Origin of the sequence: Lentzea sp., assembly GCF_035525475.1 — a bacterium.
Taxonomy (GTDB): Bacteria; Actinomycetota; Actinomycetes; order Mycobacteriales; family Pseudonocardiaceae; genus Lentzea.
On record NZ_DATLEC010000230.1, the window covers coordinates 1 to 16169 of the forward strand.

11 protein-coding genes are annotated in these 16169 nt (G+C 70.7%); 2 read left to right on the forward strand and 9 right to left on the reverse strand.

Annotation, left to right across the window (positions count from 1 at the left end):
• The coding region (locus tag VM306_RS34845; protein WP_325522547.1) for an FGGY-family carbohydrate kinase at positions 1-217 on the forward strand (217 nt) is incomplete at its 5' end.
• 54 nt (positions 218-271) lie between these two features.
• Positions 272-1501, forward strand: a complete 1230-nt coding sequence (locus VM306_RS34850) for an SGNH/GDSL hydrolase family protein (RefSeq protein ID WP_325522549.1) — start codon at positions 272-274, stop codon at positions 1499-1501.
• Positions 1502-1509: 8 nt separating this feature from the next.
• On the opposite strand, the gene VM306_RS34855 is transcribed toward VM306_RS34850, so the two are convergent.
• The 9 genes from VM306_RS34855 to VM306_RS34895 form a co-directional block, all read right to left on the reverse strand.
• Positions 1510-1959: a hypothetical protein gene (locus VM306_RS34855; RefSeq protein WP_325522551.1), complete on the reverse strand. Its 450-nt coding sequence runs from the start codon at positions 1957-1959 to the stop codon at positions 1510-1512.
• Positions 1960-2022: 63 nt separating this feature from the next.
• A complete protein-coding gene (locus VM306_RS34860; RefSeq protein WP_325522553.1) occupies positions 2023-5118 on the reverse strand; it encodes a family 78 glycoside hydrolase catalytic domain in 3096 nt (1031 codons plus the stop codon).
• A gap of 141 nt (positions 5119-5259) precedes the next feature.
• A complete protein-coding gene (locus tag VM306_RS34865; RefSeq protein WP_325522555.1) occupies positions 5260-7521 on the reverse strand; it encodes a cellulase family glycosylhydrolase in 2262 nt (753 codons plus the stop codon).
• A 175-nt stretch (positions 7522-7696) separates the two neighbouring features.
• On the reverse strand, positions 7697-9661 hold the full coding sequence (locus VM306_RS34870; RefSeq protein ID WP_325522557.1) for a beta-galactosidase: 1965 nt from the start codon (positions 9659-9661) through the stop codon (positions 7697-7699).
• A gap of 3 nt (positions 9662-9664) precedes the next feature.
• On the reverse strand, positions 9665-10558 hold the full coding sequence (locus tag VM306_RS34875; RefSeq protein ID WP_325522559.1) for a carbohydrate ABC transporter permease: 894 nt from the start codon (positions 10556-10558) through the stop codon (positions 9665-9667).
• A complete protein-coding gene (locus tag VM306_RS34880; protein ID WP_325522561.1) occupies positions 10555-11472 on the reverse strand; it encodes an ABC transporter permease in 918 nt (305 codons plus the stop codon). Before VM306_RS34880 ends, VM306_RS34875 begins: the two co-directional genes overlap by 4 nt.
• Complete coding sequence (locus VM306_RS34885; protein ID WP_325522563.1) at positions 11459-13114, reverse strand: extracellular solute-binding protein; 1656 nt, start codon at positions 13112-13114, stop codon at positions 11459-11461. The genes VM306_RS34880 and VM306_RS34885 overlap by 14 nt, the downstream gene beginning before the upstream one ends.
• Before the next feature lies 1 nt (position 13115).
• The gene (locus VM306_RS34890) at positions 13116-15104 is read right to left on the reverse strand and encodes a TIM-barrel domain-containing protein (protein ID WP_325522565.1); all 1989 of its coding nucleotides are present in this window, start codon (positions 15102-15104) and stop codon (positions 13116-13118) included.
• Between the two features lie 61 nt (positions 15105-15165).
• The gene (locus VM306_RS34895) at positions 15166-16161 is read right to left on the reverse strand and encodes a LacI family DNA-binding transcriptional regulator (protein WP_325522567.1); all 996 of its coding nucleotides are present in this window, start codon (positions 16159-16161) and stop codon (positions 15166-15168) included.
• Positions 16162-16169 lie beyond the last annotated feature (8 nt).

A 16169-nucleotide genomic window follows, 5' to 3' on the forward strand; every position in this document is an offset into this window, starting at 1 on the left:
GCGCAACGAGTTGCTGTGCCAGCTCACCGCCGACGCGTGCGGCCTGCCCGTCGTGGCGGGACCCGCCGAGGCGACGGCGCTGGGCAACGTCCTGGTGCAGGCGCGGGCCGTGGGCGCGGCGTCCGGCACGCTCGCCGACCTGCGGCGGATGGTGCGCCAATCCCTGCCGCTCCGGCGTTTCCTCCCGCGCGCCGTCGAACAGCGTCGAACGGATTGACTCCCTTTCGCGCCCGCTCCTAGGTTGGGGCGTGGCGCGAAAGGGGCGTGGAGAATGCGCAGGCGTTCGTTCCTCGGACTGGCCGTCACGGGTGCCCTCACCCCCGCTGTCGCCCGGGCCGCGCCCGGTGAGCGCTGGGTCCACACGTGGACGGCGATGCCCCAGCTCACCGAGCCGCACAACATGCCACCACCGCCCTTCACCGACGGCGAACTGGTGCTGGCCGGCGCGACCCTGCGCCAGACCGTGCGGGTCACCGTCGGCGGGCGGCGGCTGCGCCTGCGGTTCAGCAACGCGTTCGGCGGCGCCGTTCTGCCTCTCACGTCGGTCACCGTCGCACTCCCCGCGGGCGGCGAGGCAGGGGTCAGTTCGATCAAACCCGGCAGCGTGCGCCGGGTGACGTTCAACGGACGGTCCTCAGTGGACGTCCGCATCGGCGCACTGGTGGTGTCCGACCCGCTGGACTTCGCCCTGGCTCCTGGCACGAACCTGACCGTCACGGCCTACCTCGCGCGGGGCCAGGCGTCCAGCCGGGTCACCTCGCACCCCGGCTCCCGCACCACGTCGCACCTGCTGGCCGGTGACCACGCCGAAGCCGCGGACCTGCCGGGCGCCACGCCGGTCGACCACTGGTACTTCCTGAGCGGCGTCGAGGTCCTCCGCTCGCGGACCTCCGGGGTCGTCGTCATCGGCGACTCGCTGACCGACGGCCGCGGCTCCACCACCAACGGCAACGACCGCTGGCCGGACCAGCTCTTCGACCGCGTGCGCGACGTCCCGGTGCTGAACCAGGCGGCGGGCGGCAACAGGGTCCTCGACGACGGCCTCGGCCCCAGCGTCCTGGCCCGCCTGGACCGCGACCTGCTGGCGCAGAGCGGAGTCCGCCGGCTGATCCTGTTCGAGGGCGTCAACGACATCGGCACCGCCGACACCACCGCGGCCGCACAACAGGCCGTCGCCGAAGACCTGATCGCGGCCTACCAGCAGATCATCGACCGGGCCCACGCCCACGACATCGACGTGTACGGCGCGACGCTGCTCCCGTTCGGCGGTCACGGCTACGACGACCCCGGCGGCTTCCGCGAGTCGGCCAGGCAGACCGTGAACCGGTGGATCCGCACGAGCCGCCGGTTCGACGCCGTCCTCGACTTCGACGCCGTGGTGCGCGACCCCGCCGGTCCGCGCCGGTTGCTGCCCGTCGCGGACGTCGGCGACCACCTGCACCTCACCCCGACCGGCTACCGCATGCTCGCGCAGGCCGTGCCGCTCAGGTTGTTCCGGTAGAACCGCTGCTACGCGTAGGGGTTGCGACCGGACAGCCCGCCCACCTTGCACGGGCCGTTCGACGCGTCACGGCACACGACGACGCCCAGGTAGGTGATCGAGTCGCCGCTGATCGACCACGTCAGGTTGTTGTACGTCGTGTAGTCCCCCTCGTCGCAGCCCGAGTAGTCGTACCGGCGCGTCGGCGTCGTGTCGGGGGTCAGCGATCCGGTGTAGAACAGGAAGTACGCGTACACCGGCTTGGCGTCGCAGCCCCAGTCGGACACGATCAGGTCGATGTTGCCGATCGAGCTCCGGCCGGTCCAGTCGAACGACGCCCCGGCGTACCCGTAGTCCTGTCCCGAGTAGATGAAGTCGCTCGCGGCGGCGCCGGCCGGCGGCGCGCTCACGGCGACGACCGACAGCGCCACCGCGGCGGCGGCCGCGACCCGGCTGACCATCTTCTTGAAGCTTCCCATGGCGGAAGTCAACAATGCCCACCGCCGTTCGCAGAAGCCTTTGCACCTCAGCGCAATACCCGGTCAGGACGCCGGCACGGGAGTTCCACCGTCGAACTTCCAACGCCCGTGCGGCACGGTCACCGCGCTCCTGCCCGGCACGTGCACCTCGGCGGTGGACCCGACCGGCACCTCGACGGTCAGCCGCAGCACGCCGTCGACCCGGCTCCACGCCACGCCGATGCGTCCGCGCACGCTCTCGAACTCCAGCTGTGCCCACGAAACGCCGTCCGTCGCGTTGGGCCGGACCGTGAACGTCCGGTAGCCCGCGTCACCCGGCTTCAGCCCCACGACGTTCTCGTACAGCCACTGGACGATCGTGCCCTTGAAGTAGTGGTTGCGCGACCGGGTGCCGGTGTCCCACATCTCCCACATGGTGTCGGCGCCGTTCTCGAACCAGTTGCCCCAGTTCGGGTACGACCGCTCGACGGCCATGGCGTGCGCGACGTCGGCGTGCCCGTGGTCGCTCAGCACCTGCAGCAGCACGCTGCCACCGAGGCAGCCGACGTTGAGGTGGTCGCCGTTCGCCCGCACCTCGCTCGCCAGCCGGTCGGCGACGGCCTGCACGGACCCGGCGGGCACCATCCCGAACGCCAGCGGCAGCGCGTTCGACGTCTGCCGGAAGTCCGGGTCCTTGGCCGTGCGGTAGTAGCCGTCCAGGAACGCGTTGTTGAACGCCGTCAGCAGACCGGCGGCCACCTCGCGGTAGCGCGGGACCGGCTTGCCGATCACGTCACCGAGCTCGGCGGTGTGCAGCAGCGCGCGGTAGAGGTACGCCGTGGCACCGAGCCGGGTGTCCTCGGGCGGGATGCCACCGGAGCCGGGTGGCAGCCAGTCGCCGAGCGCGGTGACGGCGAGCCCGTCGCGCAGCCTGCCGATCTCCCAGTCCAGGTAGCGGGTCAGCACCGGCCAGTGCCGGGCGGCGAGCCGGTCGTCGCCGTAGACCCGGTACATCTCGCGCAGCACGAACGGGTACACGGTCGTCCACTCGGGCGCGGGCGCCAGCTCCCGGTAGCCCCAGCCGCCGCTCGGCACGATCACCGGCAGCTGGCCGGCCTCGTCCTGGCTGTCCGCGAGGTCGCCCAGCCACTTGGTGAAGAACTTCGCCATGCCGAACTCGGCCAGCATCGACGGCGCGCCGACCTGGGCGTCGCCGGTCCAGCCGTTCTTCTCGTAGGTCGGCGTGTCGGTCGGGATGCCGTGCAGGTTGTTCGCCACGGTCCGGCGCATCGCGGCGTCGTACTTCTCGAACAACGGCTCCGAGCAGCGGAACGTGCTCACCGTCGGCACGTCCGAGTGCACGACGCGTCCGACGAGGCGCGGCGCGGCGGTCAGGCCGGTCACCTCGACGTAGCGGAAGCCCTTGTAGGAGAACTTCGGCTCCCAGGTCCCCTCACCACCGGCGCACACGTACTCGTCGAGCTGGAAGCGGCTTCCGGTGACGAGATCGTTCTGCGCGCGCACGGTGCCGTCGGCGTTCAGCGTCTCACCGTGCTCGAGGCGGACGACGGTACCCGCGGGCGCGGTGACGGTGAGCTGCGTCCAGCCGGACATCGTGCGGCCCATGTCGGCGACGAACACACCGGGCTTCGGTGACGTGACCGCGGTCGGCGTGACGGACTCGACCACGCGGATCGGTTCGTGCTCCTGGGCTTTCAACGCGCCCTTCGGAGCAGGCCTGACGGGTGCGGTCTGCCACTTCGAGTCGTCGAAGCCGGGTTTCGTCCAGTCGCGCGGGGCGAGGCGGGCGTCGTAGGTCTCGCCGGTGTAGAGCGAGTTCGACACCGTGGGGCCGTCGGTCAGCCGCCACGACTCGTCGGAGGTGATGGTCGTGCGGGTGCCGTCCGGGTGGTCGATCTCCAGCTGTGCCAGCAGTTTCGGCTCGTCGTGCCACGGTGGCGACTCCCACCGCCACGCGTTCGGCGTCTTCATGCCGTAGAACCCGCGGCCCAGCGTCACGCCGATCGCGTTGCGGCCGGAGCGGACCATGCCGGTGACGTCGTGCGTCGCGTACAGGACGGTGTTGTCGTAGTCGGTGAAGCCGGGGTCGAGGACGCGGTCACCGACGCGGCGGCCGTTGATCTCGGTCTCGTGGTAGGCGAGGCCGGACACGTACAGCCGGGCGCGGCTGACCGGCTTGCCGAGCGTGAACTCCTTGCGCAGCAACGGCGCGGGCTGCTCGCGAACCGTGACGTTCGACCCCCAGGGGCCCTGGCCGTAAGGGTCGAGCACGGTCGCGGGGACCCACGCCGAGTCGTCGAAGCCCGGGGTCTGCCAGCCTGGCTGGTCGGTGGAGGCCACCTTCCAGCCGGGACCGGTGACGACCTCGCGCTGTCCGCCGGGAAGGTCGACGACGAGCCGCAGCAGGAATCCCGCCGGCCCCTCCGACCGGTTCGTGGCACGCGCGGCCAGCACGATCCGCCGTCCGGCCAGACCGGTGACGTCGGCGCGTTGCCCGACCTTCCACACGTCGACCTGCTCCGGCACGTGCAGCACTTCGGAGCCGTTGACGTACAACGTGAAGTCGTCGTCGGCGGTCGCGACGAGCCTGGCGCGCACGGCGTCGGCGGGCAGGTCGACCGCGGTGCGGAACCACCGGCTCTCCGCCGGGGTCGTGTCCGACCAGATCCACCGGGCGCCGGTGAAGCCGATCGACGTGTCCGGGGCGCCGACCCACCTGGCCTGCCACGGAGTACCGAGCAGGGCGGTCTCCCACCAGCTCGTCGTGCTCCACGCCGACGGCCGGTTCGCGCCGTCCCACACCCGCACGCGCCAGTGGTACCGCGTGCGGGGCTTGAGTTCTTTGCCCCCGTAGGCGATGCCCGTCGTGCGGTCCGAGGTCACCCGGCCGGACTGCCACACGTCGGCTCGTCCGGGCGCGGTACCGACCTCGACCTGGTACGCGGTCTGCCGGGCACCGGTGCCGTCGGCGGCGAGCACCCAGCCCAGGCGGGGCACGGTGACGTCGGTGCCCAGCAACGTTTCCGCGTACTCGACGGTGGTGCGCACGACCCGCACACCGCCGGCCTTCTCCTCCCCGGCGGCGTGGGCCACCCCGACCGGTAGCGCGGTCGCGGTCAGCCCGACGGCCGATGTCCTGAGGAACTCCCGTCTGCGCACGTCGTCTCCACCTTCGTCGCTGGATGAAACGTTTCAATCTGGGCGGCGAAGCTAGCGTGTTCGGTGCGTTGCAGTGTGTCAAGGCGCACAGCAACAGGCTGTCCGCATTCGGACAGCCTGTTGAATCGTTTAAACCCGTGGTCAGCCCGTGGTGCAGGCGCTCCCGTTGAGTGTGAACGACGACGGCGCCGGGTTGGAGCCGCTGTAGGTGCCGTTGAAGCCGATCCCGGTCGACGCGCCCGGTGCGAGCGTGCCGTTCCACGTCAGGTTCGTCGCGGTGACGCCGGCGCCCGACTGGGCGACCGTCGCACCCCAGCCGGGCGGGGTGACGCGCTGGCCGTTCGCGTAGCTGAAGGCCAGCGTCCAGCCGTTGATCGCGCTGCTACCGGTGTTGGTGATGGTCAGGTTCGCGGTGAAACCGTTGCCACCGCCCCAGTTCTGGCCCGAGTAGCCGACCTTGCACGTCCCGGTTCCGCCGCCCGCGCTCGTCGTGGCGGAGACGGTGCCGGACACCGCCGAGGTGTTGCCCGCCGCGTCCTTCGCCCGCACCTGGTAGCGGTAGGTGGTCGACGGGGTGAGGCCGCTGTCGGTGTACGTGGTGGACGTGGCGGAGCCCACCGCGGTGAACGAGCCGCTGCCGACGGCGCGGAGCACGTCGTAACCGGTCACGCCGACGTTGTCGGTCGACGCGGTCCAGCTCAGCGTGAGACCGGTGGACGTCACGCCCGACGCGGACGGCGTGCCCGGCGTGGACGGCGCCTGCGTGTCGCCGCCTCCACCGCCGCCGTAGATGGTCGCCTCCTTCGAAGTCTGGCGAACACCGTTGGCACCGTTGAGGAACCGCTCACCCCACGGCGTGAGGCTCGCCGGGTCGAACGAGTTCACCATGTCGAGGTAGGCGACGTCGCTGCTGTTGCCGCTCCACGACCAGCCGAGGTAGCCGAGCCCGCGGGCCTGCGCCTGGGCCATGATCGTGTCCTCGTCCGGGTCGCCGTCGCTGTGGTTGTGCCCGAACTCCCCGACGACCAGGGGCAGACCGGCCGTCCGGAACGCGTCGAAGTAGGCGTTGACCTTGTCCGCGGTGTTGTAGACGCCGTACATGTGGATCGAGAACACGGTGTTGCGCTGCGGGTCGGCGGCGAGCACCGAGGCCGCGTTGTCGCGCATGATGTTGCCCCAGTCCTGGCCCCACATCGGGGCGTCCGCCATCAGCAGGTGCTGCAGCCCGGCGCCGCGCAGCCGGCTGATCGCGCCGCTCGTCGCGCTCGCCCACGTGGCACTGGTCTGGGCGTTGTTGCCGAACGGCTCGTTGCCCAGGTTGATGACGACGTAGTTCTCCTGGCCCTTCAGGGCGTTGGCCACGCTGATCCAGTACGTCGCCGCCTGGTCGAGCGTCGCCGCACCGCTCTGCTCGCCGTAGCCGGTGGTGTCGTGGACCTCCAGAACGCAGATCAGCTTCGACTGCTTGCACAGCGAGATGACGGTCGAGACCTCCGCCGCCGGGGTCGGACCCCACCGCTGGCCGCTGCCGAGCACGACGCGCACCGTGTTGGCGCCGAAGGACTTGATGTCCGCGAACGCCCTCGTCTGCGACTGGTACCAGACGTGCGCGTGGTTCACACCGCGCATCACGAACGGCGTGCCGTTCGCCTCGACGACCTTCGCGCCCTCGATGTGCAGGCCCGTGGCTGCCGGCTGGCTGCCCAGAGCCGCCACGACGGCCGGGTACCAGCGGCTCTCGATCTTCTGGATGCCGGTGGAACCGTTGGGGTGCACGCCGTCGGACGTGTCCGTCGCCGTGTCGAAGCCGGTCCACTGGTCGACCACCGTGATCGGGGAGGCCGCCGTGCTGTTCGCCCGCGCCCAGCCGGGGATCGCGCTGTTCAGGTCGACCACCCGCTGCGCGCACGCCGAGCAGTTCGACGGCGTCATGGGGAGGATCTGGGCCACGACGAGCTTGATCGCGGGGTTGCTCGCCCGCATCTGGCCGAGCATCGTGGTGTAGGCGCCGAGGATCGTGCTCGTGGGGATGTTGCTCCACACGTCGTTGGTGCCGAGGTGCATCAGCACGATGTCCGGCCGTGCCGACGCGAGCCAGCCGGGGAGCTGGTTGTCCCGCACGATGCCGGTGGCCAGGAACCCGCCGTGGCCCTCGTTGTCACCGTCGTAGGTGAAGCCGCACCCCGGCGCGGGCAGCGAGCCGACGAAGTCGACGCCGGTGTGCCCGGTGTCCTGCAGGTGCTTCCAGAGCAGCGCCCGCCAGCAGCCGGGCGAGCCGGTGATGGAGTCGCCCAGCGTCATAATTCTCGCTGGTGCGGCGGCATCCGCCGCGGCCGGGGCGATGACCGAGCAGGCCACGAGGAGCAGGCCGGCCACCACCGTCCGGAGAAATCGCAAGGTCACGACGACCTCCTGGGAAATGTTGCGCCAATGTGCATGTCCGATTTCCGGGAGCGCTCCCAGAATCGGACCCTAGCCAGCCGATGACCCGGTGACACCGCCGGTTGGCCCACCGCGCCAACCTGTCCGCAGCGGACAAACCCCATGACGTCGGCTTGTCCGGCAGGACAGGTCGACGTCATGGAAGTGCTTGCAGCACCTTCACGCCGTAGCGCGGCAACACCGCGGCACCGCTGACGACCTCGCCGCTCAGCAGGTCGGTGTGTGCGCCGTCCACCACGACCTCCGCGGGCTCGCTCCGATGGTTGATCACGAACTGGAAGTCACCGCGCCGCACCACCTCGACTCCTTCCGGAGGGGGTGACGACGGCACGCCCGCCTGCGAGGCGACGTGCCCGAGCAACGCCCGCATCGCCCCGGACGACGGTCTGGTCGCCACGTACCACGCCGTGCCCTCGCCGAAGTCGTTGCGCAGCACGACGGGCATGCCTTCCAGCTCGCCGCCGGACACCGCGGCGACCACCGACGCCGTCGTGGTCTCCACGTCGTCCGCCCAGAAGTCCGCGACGAAGGAGCCGAGCAGCTCCGAGTCGCACGTCAGCGTGCCGCTCTGGGGCAGGAACTCCGAGACGCACAACCCCATCACGTCCGTCAGCAGCGCGGGACAACCTCCCAGCAGGACGTGGTCGTTCTCGTCGACCACCCCCGACAGGAAGCCCATGACGAACGTGCCACCGCCGTCCACGTAGGACCGGATGCCCGCGGCGTCCGCGGCGGTGAGCAGGTACAGGTTGGGCGCGAGCACGAGCCGGTACCCCGCCAGGTCCGACGACGGCCGCACGAAGTCCACGACGATCCCCAGCCGCCACAACGGTTCGTAGAAGTCACGGAGCCGCCGGAGCAGGTCGATCCGCGCGGGCAGGTGCTCATCGCCGACCGCCCACCAGCTGTCCCAGTCCACCACGATCGCGACCTGGGCAGGGACGGGTGCGCCGACGACGCCCGGCAACGACGCCAGGTCGCGGCCGAGCGCGCTGACCTCGCGGAACACCCGGCTGTCCGCACCGCGGTGCGGCACCATGCCCGAGTGGAACTTCTCCGCACCCGCACGGGAAGCCCGCCACTGGAAGAAGCACACCGCGTCGGCTCCCCTGGCGACGGCCTGCAGCGACTGGGCGCGCAGCTGGCCCGGCGGCCTGCGCGGGCCGCGTGACGCGCTGGCGGACTGCTCCATCAGGAACCACGGGCCTCCTGCCAGGCCGCGCATCAGGTCGTAGCTCAGGGCGGACTCGACGCACGCGCCCGGATCCTCGAGGTCCGGGTACCAGTCGTGGGAGACGAAGTCCTGCTCCGCGGCCGCCCGCCAGTAGTCCAGCGGCGCGTGGAGTCCCATGAAGTTCGTCGTGACCGGCACGTCCGGCGTGATCTCGCGCAGCACGTCGCGCTCGGCGCGGAAGCACTCGAGCAGCGCCTCCGAGCAGAACCGACGGAAGTCCAGCACCTGCGTGGGGTTGCGCAGGTAGGGCGCCGCGCGGGGCGGCAGGATCTCCTCCCACTCGCCGTAGTGCTGGCTCCAGAACGTCGTCGCCCACGCGTCGTTCACCGCCTCGAGCGACTCGTACCGCGCGGCGAGCCACCGGCGGAAGTGCCGAGCCGTCCCGCCGCAGTAGCAGACTTCGCAGTACTCGTTGTTCACGTGCCACATCGACAACGCCGGATGCGACGCGTACCGGCGGGCCAGAGCCGTGGTGATCCGGGTCGCGCAGTGGCGGTACACGGCGGACGAAGGGCAGAAGTGGTTGCGGGACCCGTGCGACATCCGCACGCCGTCGGCCGTCACCATCAGCGTGTCCGGGTGGCGCAGGCTCATCCACGGCGGCGGCGAGGCGGTCGGGGTCGCGAGGCTCACGCCGATCCCGTTGTGGTGCAGCAGGTCGAGCACCCGGTCGAGCCAGCCGAAGTCGAACGAGCCGGGTGACGGCTCCAGCCGGCCCCACGAGAACACTCCGACGGTCACGAGGTTCACCCCGGCCTCGCGCATGAGGCCGACGTCGGAGAACCACACCTCCTCCGGCCACTGCTCCGGGTTGTAGTCGCCCCCGTAGAGCAGGCGGCCACGGGTGACGTCGGACAGCTCCGGCATGTCTCATCCCTTGACGGCGCCGAGGATGACGCCCTTGGTGAAGTGCTTCTGCACGAACGGATACACGAACAGCACCGGCACGACGGCGATCACGACCACGGCCATCTTCACCGCGAGCGTCGGCAGCGGCGCGCCCCCCTCGATCACCGCTTCCCCGCCGGTGCCGGGAATCGGCTGGCCCTGCAGGACGTACTGCCGCAGCACGAGTTGCAGCGGCCACTTGTCCGGCGTGTTCAGGTACAGGAAGGCGTTGAAGAAGGCGTTCCAGTAGCCGACCGCGTAGAACATCGCGATCACCGCCGTCACGGCCTTGGACAACGGCAGCACGATCCGCCGCAGGATGCCGAACTCGCTCGCGCCGTCGATGCGCGCGCTGTCCACCAGGTCCTGCGGGATCGACAGGAAGAACGACCGCAGCACCACGAGGTTGAAGGCCGCCACCGCGCCGGGCAGCACCAGCGAGGCGTAGGTGTCGAGCAGCCCCAGCGAGCTGACCAGCAGGTAGGCCGGGATCATGCCGGGACCGAACAGGAACGTCAGCAGCACCACGAACAGCAACGGCCGGTGCGCGAACGACCCGGGCCGCGACAGCCCGTAGGCCGCGAGCAGCGTCAGCACGGTGCTGAAGAGCGTGCCGACGGCGGTGACGCCGGTGCTGACCAGCACCGCCCTGCTCACCACGCCCCCGGCCAGCAGCTCGGAGTACGCGGCGAGGCTGACCCCGTCCGGAACGAGCACCAGCCCGCCCGCCCTGGTGATGGCGGCCTGCGGTGAGACGCTGGTCAGGACCACCACGTAGAGCGGGAAGAGCACCACCAGCACGACGACGGCCACGACCACGCCCTTGGCGGCACGGCCGAACGGCGTCGGTCTCTCCTCCCACGAAGCCCGGCTCACCTCTGGTACACCCCTTGCTGGCCGAACACGTGCGCGAGCTTGTTCGCCCCCAGCACGAGCAGCAGTCCCACGACGCCCTTCACCAACCCGGCGGCGGCCGCGTACGACCAGTCGTTGTTGACCACGCCGGTGAAGTAGACGTACGTGTCGAGCACCTCGGCCGTGTCCGCGCCCACCGCGTCGCGCTGCAGCAGGAACTGCTCGAACCCGACGCTCAGCGCGTCACCGAGCCGCAGGATCAGCAGCAGGACGATGACCGGCACCAGCGCGGGCAGCGTGACGTGCCACAGCCGGCGCCAGCGGCCCGCCCCGTCGACCGCGGCCGCCTCGTACAGGCTGGAGTCCACGGTGGACAGCGCGGCGAGGAAGATGATCGTGCCCCAGCCGGCGTCCTTCCACACCGACTGCAGCGTCACCAGTCCCAGGAACAGGTCCGGGTTGTTCATGATGTCGACCGTCTGCGCGCCCTGCTCGCGCAGGAACGCGTTGATCGCCCCGGTGCCGCCGAGGACCTGCTGGAACAGCGTGATCACCAGCACCCACGAGAAGAAGTGCGGCAGGTAGACCACGCTCTGGACCAGCATCCGCAGCCGGGCGCTGAGCAGGCTGTTGAGCAGCAGCGCGAGCAGGATCGGCACCGGGAAGTAGAACACCAGCTGGAACAGCGTGATGGTGACCGTGTTGGCGGCGGCCTGCCAGAAGCCGGGATCGCTGAAGATCCGCTGGAAGTTGTACAGCCCGACGAACGGGCTGGCGCCGATCCCGGTGTAGGGCGAGTAGCTCTGGAACGCGATCACGTTGCCCAGCAACGGCACGTAGTGGAACACCGCGTACACCGCGATCGCGGGTGCCACCATCGCCAGCAGCGGCCAGTCGCGCCGCAGCCGGCGGGTGAGGGCTTCAGCGCCCGGCATCGGCCAGGACCTTCGTGTGGAACTCGCGGAGCTGGTCGCCGCCCTTGCGCCGCCACTCCTCCGCCAGCTTCCCGGCCTCCGCGACCGGCGTGCGGCCGAAGATGACGTCCATGGTCTTGTCCTGGAACTCCTTGGCCAGCTTGGAGAACTCGGCGGGCTCGTCCACCTTGAGCCCGAACTCCAGCGGCTTGGTGCGGTGCGAGTGCGTGTCGGCGTACCAGGCGTGCTGGGCCTTCACGAAGTCCGGGTACGCGGGGTTGCTGATGATCGGCGGCGGACCGGCGAAGAACCCGTAGGTGAGCGTGATCTCCCTGCGCCCCAGGTCGTTCAGCTGCGGCTCGCCCTGGGCGTCACGCGTGCTGTGCGTGCCCTCGGTGCCGTAGTTGACCAGGTGGTACTCCTGCGTGCCGATCGGGCTCGCGGCGAAGTCGGCGATCCGCAGCAGTTCCTCGACGCGGTCCTTCGGCAGGTCCCTGCGGAACATCGTGATCATGCTGGTGGGCGTGGAGACCGGGTAGGACGGCTTGCCGCCGTCGTGGTGGAAGAGCGGCATGGCGGCCATGTCGAAACCGGGGTCGGAGGGCCGCTGGGCGGCCAGCATCTCCTTCCAGGCGCCGACGCCGTCCTGCATGATCAGCATCTGGCCGTTGGCGAACAGGTCCTTGTGCTTGCTGGTGCCGCTGAGACCGCCGGAGACGTAGTCGGGGTGGGCGTAGCCGGCGGCGCACAGCGACCGGGTGAACTTCACCGCCTCGGTGTAGGCCTGGGTCTCCAGCTGGTTGACCACCTTGCCGGACGAGTCGCGGCTCCAGTCGCCCTGGCCGCCGAACATCCGCACCATCGCGCGGAAGACGTCCCCGAGCGCCCACCTGTTCGCCGCGGGGTCGGTGATCTTCTTGCACAGCTGCTCGAACTCGGCGGCGGACTTGGGCGGCGCCACCCCGAGCTGCTTGAAGAGGTCGGCGCGGTAGTAGATGGTCTCCGGGTAGAGCGAACCGGGGAACGGCACGCCGTAGAGCCGTTTGTTGAACGCGCAGCCCAGCCAGTCGTCGGTGGGGATGTTCGCGAGCATCGGGTACTTGCGCACCTCGTCGCCCTTGAGGAAGTCGGTGAGGTCGGTGAACACCGTGCCGACGCCCTCGGTGAACCGCGCCGGGATGGTGAACGACGGCATGACGACGATCTCGGGCACCTGCCGCGCCGCCATCATCGCGCTCAGCTTCTGCTGGAAGTCGTTGCCGCTGACCTGCTCGAACTTGATCGTGGCGCCGAGCTTCGCGTTCACGGCGCCGTAGTAGGCGTTCTGCCCGAGTCCCGGCGGCACCGGCCAGAACGACGGCGTCATCGCGGTGACCTGACCACCGGAACCGGGCTTGTCCTTGATCGCCTCGACGAGCTGCGCCGGGTACTCCAGGTACGCCGCCGGGGAACCGCCGACGCCGGGGAGGTCCGGCTTCGCGAACTCCACGGGGACGTGCGTGGGCAGCACACCGGCGAGCTCCGCGCCGCCGAGCGCGGTCCCGGTCTGCTGAGCGGGTGGAGCCCCGCACGCGGTGACCGCGCCGCCGGTCGCGGTCGCGAGCACCCCCGCGCCGACCAGCCCCAGGAAACCTCTCCGGTCCAAGCCCTTCTCACCGAGCACGTCACCGCTCCTTCGCGTCGGACTTCTCATGAACGGGGAGTTCCGCGCCATCGCGCAGGAACAGCGGGATGCGGTCCAGCGGCGCGGACACCCGCACCGTCCGTCCGCCCGCGAACGTCTCGCCGGTCCACGCGTCGGTCCACTGAGGACCGGCGGGCAGGACGACGTCCCGCTCGCGCACACCGGCGGCGTACACCGGTGCCACGAGCAGGTCCGGGCCGAGCAGGAACTGGTCGTCGACCGCCCACGCCGCGCCGTCGTCGGGGAAGTCGACGAAGAGCGGCCGCATCGGCGGGATGCCGTGCTCGTGGGCGACGCGCATCTGGTCCATCAGGTAGGGCCGCAACCGCTCGCGCAGCCACATCAGCTCGCTGATCAGCCGGTAGGCCTCGTCGCCGAACGCCCACACCTCGTTGGGGCCGCCGGTCATGCCGGGACCGAGGCCCGCCATCGGTTCGCGGAAGCCGTGCAGGCGGAACAACGGGCAGAACACGCCGTACTGGAACCACCGCACGACCAGCTCGCGGTACTCGGGCGACTCGGGGTCGCCGCCGTGGAAGCCGCCGATGTCGGTGGTCCACCACGGGATGCCGCTCAGCGCCACGTTCAGGCCTGCGCGGATCTGGCGGCCCAGCGAGTCGAAGGTGGCCGGGATGTCACCGGACCACAGCGCGGCGCCGTAGCGCTGGCTGCCCGCCCACGCCGACCGGCACAGCGTGATGATCTCCGTCTCGCCCTCGGCGCGCATGCCGTCGTAGAACGCCCGCGCGTTGTCCGCGGGATAGGCGTTGATCACTTCGAGACCTGGTCCCGCGTGCGTCAGCAGGTTCTGCGGCGTGCCGGGCTTGAGCTCCGGTTCGCACGCGTCGAGCCACCAGACGCGGATGCCGTGCCGGTAGTAGTTCTCCCTGACCTGTTCCCAGACGAACGCGCGGGCGTCCGGGTTCGACGGGTCGTAGAACGACACCCCGACGTCCTCGGCGACGCCCTTGTCCGGCCAGTCGGCGTGCACCGGCGGCCCCTGTTCGCTGGCGAGGAACAGGCCGCGGTCCAGCATCGTCCGGTAGTGCTCGGACAACGGGCTGACCGACGGCCACACCGACACCATCAGCTTGACGCCGAGCTCCTCCAGCTCCCGCACGGCCGCGGCCGGGTCCGGCCACTCCGCCGGGTCGAAGCGCCACTCCCCCAGGTGCGTCCAGTGGAAGAAGTCGGCGACGATGACCGACAGCGGCAGGCCGCGGCGGTGGTGCTCGCGGGCGACCTCCAGCAGCTCCTCCTGCGACCGGTAGCGCAGCTTGCTCTGCCAGAACCCTGCCGCCCACTCCGGCAGCTCCGGCGGGTGCCCGGTGACCCCGGCGTAGCGTTCGAGCACCTCGGCGGGCTGTCCCGCGGTGAACCAGTAGTCGATCTGCCGCGCGCTGTCGGAGATCCAGCGCGTCGCGGTGCGGCCGAGCTCGACCCTGCCGACGGCCGGGGTGTTCCACAGCAGGCCGTAGCCCCGGTTCGACACCAGCAGCGGGATGCTGACCTCGGCGTTGCGCTGCACCAGCTCGACGACCGCCCCCTTCTGGTCGAGCAGGCCGTGCTGGTGCTGGCCGAGGCCGAAGAGCCGTTCCCCCTCGTACGAGCGGAAGTTCTGCTCGACGCGGTGGTAGCCGTTGCCGGTGGCGGTGAACAGGCGCGGTCCCGGCCACCAGAAGTGGATCGGTTCCTCGGCGAGCAGCTCCTCCTGGGTGTCGTCGCGGACGAACCGCACCACGCCGTCCCCCAGCTCGACCCGCAGCCTGCCGGTGACCAGCACCGCGGAGTCCGCGCCGATCTTGCGCTCCACCCGCCCCTCCGGGCGGTCCAGCAGAGCGCCCCTGATGCCGTCGCGCACGACCGCCAGGCCCGCCCTCACGCGCACGCTGTCGGGTCCCCACGCCTCGACTCGCAGCACCTGGTGCCCCTCGCGCCACTCCAGGCCCTGTGGGATCTCGCGGAACATGCCTCTCCTCGTGGTAGTCGAAGCGTTTCGATGACCGGCCTGCCGACGAGCAGGGGGCGGGTCAGCGGGGTGCCGTGCTCGCGCGGGGGAAGAGCTTGGGCGCCAGCAGGGTCAGCGGGGGCGTCTGCCGGCCGTTGAGGCGTGCGACGAGGAGTTCCATCGCCTGTCGCCCGAGCTCCTCGGCCGGCAGCTGCACCGACGTCAGCTGAAGTTGCTCGGCGTACTCGTCCGGGCAGATCGCCACGATCGCGACGTCGTCGGGAACCTTGCGGCCCAACGTGCGCAAACCGGCCGTGACCCATCCGAGCGCCGCCTCGTTGTGCACGACGAGCGCGGTCATCGCCGGTTGTGCGCGCAGCATGGCGCGCATGGACGTCAGCACGGACTCGTAGTCGTCCTCGGCGGGCAGGGCGGTCGACGCGATGCCCCGGCGCATGGCCGCCGCACCGAACCCCGCCATCGTCCGCTGCGCGTACCCGGTGTTGCGCTGGTACACCACGCTCGGGGCGCCGAGGAACCCGACGTGGCGGTGGCCGAGGTCGGCGAGGTGGTCGACGCACCGCCCGCCCGCCGCCTCGAAGTCGAGGTCGACGCAGGTGAGCCCCTTGACCGCCGCCGGGCGTCCGATGAGGACGGACGGCTGGGCCATCTGGCGCAGCAGCGGCACGCGGTCGTCGTCGAGCTCCACGTCCATCACCAGGAACCCGTCGGCCTGGGCGCTGCCCGCGACCCGCCGCAGCCCTTCCGCGCCCTGGTCGGCCGTCACCAGCAGCACGTCCATGTCGTGCCGGCGGGCCGTGGTGACCACGGCCGTCACGAACCTCATCAACACCGGCAGGTGCACGCCGGGCCGCAGCGGCAGCACCAGCGCCACCACGTTCGCCCTGCTGCTCGCGAGCGCTCTCGCACCGGCGTGCGGGTGGTAGCCCAGCAGCCGGATGCTCTCCCTGACCCTGGACCGGGTCTGCGGCGAGATGGACCGCTTGCCCGTCAGCACGTAGGAGACTGTGCTCGGCGCGACTCCGGCGTGCTTCGCCACGTCCGCGATGGTGACCACACTGGCAC

Coding starts and splice junctions, on each gene's coding strand:
- VM306_RS34850 (WP_325522549.1), top strand. CDS start 272: ATGCGCAGGCGTTCGTTCCTCGGACTGGCCGTCACGGGTGCCCTCACC.
- VM306_RS34855 (WP_325522551.1), bottom strand. CDS start 1,959: ATGGGAAGCTTCAAGAAGATGGTCAGCCGGGTCGCGGCCGCCGCCGCG.
- VM306_RS34870 (WP_325522557.1), bottom strand. CDS start 9,661: ATGCCGGAGCTGTCCGACGTCACCCGTGGCCGCCTGCTCTACGGGGGC.
- VM306_RS34880 (WP_325522561.1), bottom strand. CDS start 11,472: ATGCCGGGCGCTGAAGCCCTCACCCGCCGGCTGCGGCGCGACTGGCCG.
- VM306_RS34890 (WP_325522565.1), bottom strand. CDS start 15,104: ATGTTCCGCGAGATCCCACAGGGCCTGGAGTGGCGCGAGGGGCACCAG.